This window comes from Pseudobacter sp., from assembly GCF_051955275.1.
Classification (GTDB): domain Bacteria; phylum Bacteroidota; class Bacteroidia; order Chitinophagales; family Chitinophagaceae; genus Pseudobacter.
In genome coordinates, this window is sequence record NZ_JBQCGW010000212.1 from 1 (window position 1) to 7,685 (window position 7,685).

General features: G+C 45.0%; 7 protein-coding genes. 2 read left to right on the forward strand and 5 right to left on the reverse strand.

Features of this window, described 5'->3' with window-relative positions; genetic code table 11:
• A partial coding sequence (locus ACTHMC_RS18220; RefSeq protein ID WP_440415222.1) for a peroxiredoxin family protein occupies positions 1-991 on the forward strand: 991 nt, incomplete at its 5' end.
• A gap of 80 nt (positions 992-1,071) precedes the next feature.
• Positions 1,072-1,740, forward strand: a complete 669-nt coding sequence (locus ACTHMC_RS18225; protein ID WP_440415224.1) for a tetratricopeptide repeat protein — start codon at positions 1,072-1,074, stop codon at positions 1,738-1,740.
• On the opposite strand, the gene ACTHMC_RS18230 is transcribed toward ACTHMC_RS18225, so the two are convergent.
• The 5 genes from ACTHMC_RS18230 to ACTHMC_RS18250 all read right to left on the reverse strand — a co-directional run bounded on the left by ACTHMC_RS18230 (position 1,737) and on the right by ACTHMC_RS18250 (position 7,351).
• Positions 1,737-2,552 (reverse strand): M48 family metallopeptidase, encoded by an 816-nt coding sequence (locus ACTHMC_RS18230; RefSeq protein WP_440415226.1) that lies wholly within the window; start codon positions 2,550-2,552, stop codon positions 1,737-1,739. The two genes, ACTHMC_RS18225 and ACTHMC_RS18230, sit on opposite strands and share 4 nt — an antisense overlap.
• Before the next feature lie 11 nt (positions 2,553-2,563).
• Positions 2,564-3,919 (reverse strand): hypothetical protein, encoded by a 1,356-nt coding sequence (locus ACTHMC_RS18235; protein WP_440415227.1) that lies wholly within the window; start codon positions 3,917-3,919, stop codon positions 2,564-2,566.
• A gap of 66 nt (positions 3,920-3,985) precedes the next feature.
• Entirely contained in the window at positions 3,986-6,064 is a 2,079-nt protein-coding gene (locus ACTHMC_RS18240) for a carboxy terminal-processing peptidase (protein WP_440415228.1), read from the reverse strand.
• Positions 6,065-6,165: 101 nt separating this feature from the next.
• Positions 6,166-6,807, reverse strand: coding sequence for a hypothetical protein (locus ACTHMC_RS18245; protein ID WP_440415229.1), 642 nt, complete (start codon positions 6,805-6,807; stop codon positions 6,166-6,168).
• A 28-nt stretch (positions 6,808-6,835) separates the two neighbouring features.
• Positions 6,836-7,351 carry a hypothetical protein gene (locus ACTHMC_RS18250; protein WP_440415231.1) on the reverse strand — a complete coding sequence of 172 codons (516 nt, stop codon included), beginning with the start codon at positions 7,349-7,351 and terminating at the stop codon, positions 6,836-6,838.
• Positions 7,352-7,685 lie beyond the last annotated feature (334 nt).

Sequence of the window (7,685 nt, forward strand, 5' to 3'; positions counted from 1 at the left end):
TGCCCCCGTGTTCATCAAAAACGGTGCGTATACAATTGAAGGTACCGTAATGGAACCGGCAAAAGCCTCTCTCAGTATCAATACCACAAAGGAAGAAAGGAAAGACAATCCCTGGGTCACCTCGGAAAAAGTGGAATTTTACATCGAGGGCGGAGAGGTAACCATTGCTGGATTACCACTGGCAACAGCAACAGTGAAAGCTCCCGGCAAGTCGCAGAAAGAATGGCTGTCCCTTCAGAAGAAGCTGAAGCCATTCCTGGAAAAAGAGAAGAAATCCTGGAACGATATGCTGCATGCAGCGGCAAAGCGTGATTCAGTAAACAGAAAAAGATTCAACGACCTCAATGAAGCGACCAAACTTCAGATCGACAGTGTTGAACTGTCTTACCTGTTAAAGAACCCCGCTTCACATGTTTCCCTGGGCCTGCTCAGGGATAAGGTCAGCACCAGATCACTGGCTGAGGAGAAAGAGAAATATGCAGCATTGTACAATGTGTTAGCTGACAATCTCAAACAAACCATCGTAGGTAAGAAGATGGGAGAGCAGATAGAAAGCGCTTTCAAGCTGGGTCCTGGACAGGATGCCATTGACTTTGTGCTGAACGATACGCTGGGTAACCCGGTGAAGTTATCCTCTTTCCGTGGAAAGTACGTCCTGCTTGATTTCTGGGCCTCCTGGTGCATTCCCTGCCGCTTCGAGAACCCGCATGTATTGAAGGCATACAACCGTTTCAAGGATAAGAATTTCACCGTGCTAAGTGTATCCCTGGAGAAACCCGGCGACCGCAAAGCATGGGTGGAAGCCATTGTGAAAGACGGTCTTCCCTGGAACCATGTAGCTACCCTCACCAAAGCAGACCAGGAGAGAATATGGGACCTGTACAATATTCAGAGCATCCCCATGAATTACCTGATCGATCCAAATGGAAAAATCGTGGCGGTTTATCTGCGAGGCGAAGCCTTACAGCAAAAACTGGAAGAAATTTTATAACGGGTCCGTACACTTATATACCCAGGGCTGTCCTTTTTTTAAGGGCAGCTTTTCTTTTATCTTTGAGTAATAATCAGATTATGGAATTCATAGCAGGCGATATCTTTTATCTCCAGGAACAGGGCAGTTACCTGGTCTTCAAATTACTGGTCAATGAAGAGGAATCCGACTGTTATCATCTGCTCAGTTATGAGCCACTGACTGATGCACCCACTGAGTTCGGTTTGGAATTTCTCACAGTATACTCCTATCATTCCACAATCTACAGCAAAGCATTTGCAGACGCCATTTACTTTGGTAATTACCCGGTAGTTGCCGAAGAGCTGACCGGCTATCATGAATACCTGCGTCAGACACAGGAACCAGCATATTGTGTGAACATTGCCAAAGAATATTACCAGACAGCTTTACGTCTGACCGGTATGAACCTTGATTTTCAAGCCATCGAAGAATATTCAAAGGCAATTGATCTTATTCCTCAGTTCTTTGAAGCGTTTGATAACAGGGCTTTCTGTAAGATGGACCTGGGATTTTATGAAGAAGCCATTGAAGACTTCCGTCAATCTTTACTTATAAATCCGGATAGTTTTCTCGCTGAATTTTCCATTGGAGAATGTTATTTCAAACTGGGGGATTATTTCAAAGCCAAAGAACAGTTTGAAATAGCTGCCAGGATCGAGCCTGCACATGAGGGGCTTAAATTTTACCTTGCGAAAGTGAATGCCCATTTAAGCAACGGGCTCCATTAATTCTTTTTATAATACTGCGCTTTGATCTCGGGGATCAGTGCAGCCAGCTTCTTCATTCTGGTTTCATCAGAAGGATGGGTGGAAAGGAATTCCGGCGTTTTTGATTTGCCGGTCACCTGCGCCATCCGTTGCCAGAAGGGAAGGGCCTCGGCGGGATCATAACCGGCCATGCTCATGAAGATAAGCCCCAGCTTGTCTGCTTCGCTTTCCTGGAGACGACTGTTGGGCAGTGCATAAGCCAGATTGGAACCGATCATATATAAGCCGAGGAACAATACCTGGGTTTCCTGTTTCTTTTCTTTAATCGCTTCCTGCAATACCAATCCTCCGAAATTCACCAGCAGTCCCTGGCTCATTCTTTCATTACCGTGACGGGCGATGGCATGTGCAATTTCATGCCCCATTACAAAGGCCAGTGCAGTTTCATTTTGCGTAACAGGCAATAAGCCTGTATATACTACCACTTTTCCACCGGGCATGCACCAGGCATTCACGATATTCTCATCGATGGTATTGAACTCCCATTTGAAAGTCTTCAGTTCCTTGTGCAGGTTATTCTGCTGCAGATACAGCTCAACTGCTTGCTGTATCTTTGTGCCGATTCCTGAAACCATCCGGGCGCGGATATCGGCAGGAGGCAGGGTAGCACTGACTTTCACGATAGAATCATATTCAGAGAAAGCCAACTCTTTGATCATGAAATCAGGCACCAGGTTCAATTGCTTGCGTCCTGTAACGGGGACTGTTTTACAGGCACCGGCAACGAGTGAATATATTGTAAGGGTTAGAATAAACCGGAATAAGGTTGTCATTTTTCGGATGATTATTTACGGGTTCTTACCAGCGTGTAAACAGTATTGTGTTTGTCAGTCAGTATGAGTATCCGTCCGCCTTTGATGGCTTCAAAAAAACTCATGAATTTTTCTGTTTCTCCTTTGAAACGATTGGTGAGCTCCATGTTCCAGTCGTATAATGTAAATTTCCCTTTGTATACCTGCCGGGAAAATTTCTGGTTGCCAACAACACCCGAAGCGCCGGCATGATCGCTCTGATAATTCCCACCATTGAGGAAAGTGAACTCATGTGCAATGGATGTGGCAGTAGCACCAGCGAAACCACCACTGTTCACATAGTAATAACTCAGAGAAGCATAATCACTGGCACTCCATTTACCAGCCAGTTCTTTTGCAGTGACGGCAAATTTATTCCTGAACTGCATATTGGCCGGTTTATCCCAGTTAAATTCGTCATTGTGATAAGCGCCGAATGAATTCTCATAATCCTGTTTGCTACCTGTAATGAATTCCAGGTAACGGCCGTTGCCATTTGAATAATGTTTTTTGAAGAGCACGATATGCACCGGTTTACCGGTTTCCTTATCAGTGGCATCCGCTTCGCAGAAAGCAATGGATTCAAAACTCTGGATGGGTTTCATTTCCAGGTTGCGGATATTATTGTAACGGGGAGCGATGAGGATATTCCAGGCATTGGCCAATCCGTCTTTCAGAACGGAATTGTAAGCATCTGCCCGGGCATTGGGATAATGCACAAGCACCTTGACATTTCCATTTTTCACTTCAGTCCAGTTTTCCCGGGTATTGCTGACCCAGCCATCATCCCAGGTAGTTTGCAGACCGGCATTATTCCCCGCCGGCTGTGCTGCAACAGAACTTGTTTGTGTATTGGTTGCGGGATCCGGTAGTTTCATTTCAATGCTGGCATTGAAATCTTCAATGGCCTGCAGGTAACCGGCATGATTTGTTCTGGCAACAATGCTTACACAATTATTCTGTCCGGAGATCACAGTAAGCAATACCATCATTTCTGCTCCGTTAAACGTGGCTTTGCCTCCGGCTGCCTGAACTTTCCAGCCGTTGCGCTCCTGAATATCTCCGCGCTGGGGGCCTGCAGTGATGGCATTGTCCTTTGCAACCAGGAGCTCCCAGTCGCTTTCCAGGTCTGCTTCCACACTACCTCTGCTGGCAGTACTTTTATACAGGCTGATCATGCACCAGGACTTATTGGCAGGATTTACCTGCGAATACGTGACACAGCTATTTCCATTTTCTTTTTTCCATGACCTGGGAGCAGCATAACTAACCAGGCCGTAAGATTCTTTCTGAGCCATGCAGGGTATCGCATACGCCAGGAACACCATAAAAACGACCGTAATTTTCATGCTTATTTTTGCATAAAACTACAATCCTGGCAGGGGGTGGCCAATCCCATAAAAAGGGGATTTTGATTAGCCGGGATTTGCGATCATGTCTTTAGCTACCTGCACTGCTTCCAGCAAATAAATGTCTTTACCCAGCGTTTTCAGCCAGTCCTGGTACTCCAGCAGCTGATACGGATGGATATTATTGGGATTCATCCATTCCGGCATACTGGTTTCAGCCTGCAGGAGCTTGCTGTCAACTGATAAGGCGGCGTTGGCGATATCAATTTCAAGTTGACGGTATTCTTTGTTCCGGTCAGCGTATTTCTTCCAGTTCATTTCCACAGGTTGCGACAATAGTTTTTCCAATTTCGCAAAATTACCAGCGATGAGGTTGATGGACTGATTGTTCCTGATCCTTTCCTGCGCATTCTTTACTACCCGGGGATAGTCGAAATTCCAGGTTCCTTTTTTATAATCTGCATTTTCATAAAACCCACCTGGCAAAGCAGTAGAAAAATCTCTTTCCCGGACAGACGCCAGTTTTGTTTTTTCCAGGAATATAATATCAGGTATTACGCCCCTGACCTGGTTGGATGTTCCATCTCCCCGGTAAATTTTTTTGATGGTAACATTGAAGTTACCCAGACCAATATTTGTTTTTCCGGATACTGTATCTTTTTGAAAAAGTGATCCCGGGATCTGCCCGGTACCTTTTCCATAAGTACTGGCGGCGCCCATCACAATGGCCCGTCCTTCGTCCTGAACAGCACCAGCCAACATTTCAGAAGCAGAAGCAGTGGATTCATCTGTCAAAAGTATCAGCGCTCCTTTATACAGTATATTACTGCCAGGTCTTTCAAAAGTTGAATTGAATTTTGCAACTGTAATGGACATCACATTTTTCAATCCGAACAATCCTCCGATATACTGCGCCACATCAACAGCACCACCAGGGTTGCCACGGAGGTCCAGGATCACGGCTTTGACTTCCTGCGCCAGCAACTTTTCAATTTCCTTTTCAGTAAGGGCACCGGCATTCATATCGGCCCCAACAAACACACCTCCGTAAAACATTGGCAGCTTGATATACCCGTATCTGATGCCATCATTTATCAGTACTGCTGATCTTGGTTTATACTCCAGCATGATCATCTCCTCCCTGGGTACAACTACAGTCTGCTCCGTTGCATCTTCATGTTCGATCCTCAAAGTAGCCGTCGCCGGTGAAGTGCTGCTTAACAATGCCGGTACTTCGCGGGCCTGCATGCCGGTTACAGGCACCATATTCCCATTTTTATCTGCAATGGAAAGTATTCTGTCATTCACTTTAAACTGACCGCTTTTATCGGCGGTGCTTCCGGAAACGATATGCCTGATGATGATATCTGTACCAGAATTATCCAATTGCAGTCCCAGTCCATAATATGGTTTGCCATCGATGCCTGCAAAAGTTTCAGCGTAATCCGGTGCCGTATAAGAAGTATGCGGATCCATCTGAAACGCCACTACATTCACATAGGCAGTAAATTTTTCTTTTGTTGCTTTTTCCGATAACTCGCGGCTGAAATAACCATCGTACATTTTCAATACACTGGCCCTGGCTTTTGCCTCCAGTGCAGGATCCAGCTTCGTTTGATTGCCGGCAAGCACTGAATATCTTTTCAGAACATCCATTTTCAGTTTCCTGGTCAGCATCATAGTCCTCTCTTCCTTACTGGCAGGGGGAGTATGGCTGGCAGGAAAGATCTCATTTTTTTCCAGATCCAGGGGCTTTTCCAGGATCCCGGAATACAGTTGCCTGAACTCAGTCATCCTGGTCCTGTAAATAGAAATTACAGAATCAAAAAATGCTGTTGAACCACTCATCAGCTGTTCATCTATCTGATATTGCTGTGCTTTCAGTCTGTTTATGTCCGGTTGCATGAAAGTATGGCGCTGAGGGTCCAGCTGCTGAATAATATCCCTGAACACACCTACGGAAAAACTGTCATTGACTGGCTTTGGACTGATATGGTTTTGAATAAGATGGTTCATCACAGCCCTGATCACGGAGCTTCTGGTATCAGCCTGGGAGGCTGAAATTGATGTCTGCGCACTGGCTTGCCCTGATAATGCACAACAGAACAAGACAAGAAAAACGGGCTTTGCAGGAATTTGCTTCATAAATAGTCATTTAGTAAATACCGGATAACTGCTTTATGAAAGCACAGAAAAGAAGAAACAGGGTGAAGGCGGCTATGCAAATTTCTCAAAAAAGAGGGTATTTAGCCCAGGATATTGCTGAGCCCGATGCCAATTGAAAAAAGCGCAAGGTTATTCTCATGATCTATGATAGACTTTTCGGTGCGGAACAGGCAGAAATTATTCCTGAACTCCAGTTCAATATGATCGATCTCTGCCAGGAAGTCCATTAACTGCGGGGACATGGCATGGGTGAATTTATTATTATCGTTCGAAAAGCAACGGTAGCGGGAACTGAACTTTTTATGGGTATTAAAATCGATATCGGCCTTGATGAAAATATCGGCGAATTTGTCTACCAGCGTTTCCCGCGTCAGCAGGCTCACGCCGAAATCTTTTTTTGTTTCCACCAATCCGTAAAGGAATGAATGAGTTTGGGTTTCACGTGATCTGTATATTTTAAGGGTGGAATCAATATCAACACAGAACAGGTGAAAATGATGGTTGCTCTTCTGTATTATCCAGGAAGCAGCAACGCCAGGCTGCTGTTGCCCGCTGTATAAATTAAATGCAGGCAGTAAATTAACGGCTGATGGAGAGGGTTTCATTACTTTCATTTCCAGTTCACCGGATGCTCTTTCAATCAGCGAGGCCAGGTAAGCATCAAATTCCTTCCTGAGTTTTTGTTCAGCTGTTTCCCGTACCTTGAAATTTTCACTGGGCATAATGGAACCAAGATATAAAATTTATGCATCAGTCAGGCAGGTTATATTTTGCGGCAATATCCCGGTAAGTAAAGTTCAGTCCTGAAGCCGGCAGACCACCTGGAATAATCACATACCTGAACACATGCTGATTTGCAATTACAGTATAAATATTGTGATCGTTTGTGAAGCGGATCCGCAGATTGCCCGGGCTGGCAGTAGCAGTCCAGACATCTTCCTGGATTCCACCAGAGATATAAGTGATGCTGATAGGCAGTTGACTTACAGTGTTAGCTGGCCACACAGCGGGATTATATCCCATCATTTTACCGAATGTAAGCACAACACCGCTGTCCAGTATGTTCTGTGTGATCTGAGGAGCGGATTTATTGTATTTGAATCCCCAAATCCCGAACAAGGTGTCTTTGATATAGGTTTCCGGTCTGAACCAATCGGAGTAATAAACATTGGCAGTGCCTGCTGGTCCTGTATCACCTTTTTTACAGCTGATAAAGCAGAAGAGTGCAGATGTGATTAGCATCAGATGATAAATACGTGTTCTCATAACTGGTAATTTTACTGGTCAGTGTATGTAAACAAAACTCCAACCATTGTTAAACCTTTTCACCCCTCAGTTAGCCAATGCCGGGAATGGATGAGTAACAGGCATAAAACATAGAACCCGCTACTGAAGCGGGTTCTGACAACTTACCAGAAAATGGTATAAAAAAAGAAAAAAGGATGACTGTTACTTGTCAGGAAGTTCACTGACAGTTTTCCTGTTTTCTTCCGTCATATTGTCCCAAAAGGCACAGCAGGTGTTTTTGCGGCAAATTGAACCAGAAAAGCTGGTCCCGAAAAAAAAAAGCCGCAGAAGCTGCTGTTGTAACAGTTTCTGC